The organism is Streptomyces hilarionis (assembly GCF_024539675.1).
In the GTDB taxonomy this organism is placed as follows: Bacteria; Actinomycetota; Actinomycetes; order Streptomycetales; family Streptomycetaceae; genus Streptomyces; species Streptomyces hilarionis.
In genome coordinates, this window is sequence record NZ_JAHHIT010000798.1 from 1 (window position 1) to 255 (window position 255).

The 255-nt window shown below is 57.3% G+C and carries 1 protein-coding gene; it reads left to right on the forward strand.

Going from position 1 to position 255, the window contains the following annotated elements:
• The coding region (locus tag KMS84_RS44715) for a hypothetical protein (RefSeq protein ID WP_256921634.1) at nucleotides 1-232 on the forward strand (232 nt) is incomplete at its 5' end.
• Nucleotides 233-255 lie beyond the last annotated feature (23 nt).

A 255-nucleotide genomic window follows, 5' to 3' on the forward strand; every position in this document is an offset into this window, starting at 1 on the left:
CGCTTTTCTGGATTGGTTTCAGCAGGAAGATCCCTACGACCTTTGCCGGATCGGCGACACCGCGCAGTTTATCGATTTGGGCAGCGCCAAATCCCCGCACGATGGCGCTGTCATTGACTTCACATTCGACGAGTTTTTCCCTCGCTGGCTGGAAGCTGTCGCGGACGTGGCCAAGGCGCATTTAGCGCGCATGGCCAGCACCGCTATCGACGCGCTCCACGACGATCCGTAGGAGTCATCTTATGTCTGATCAAC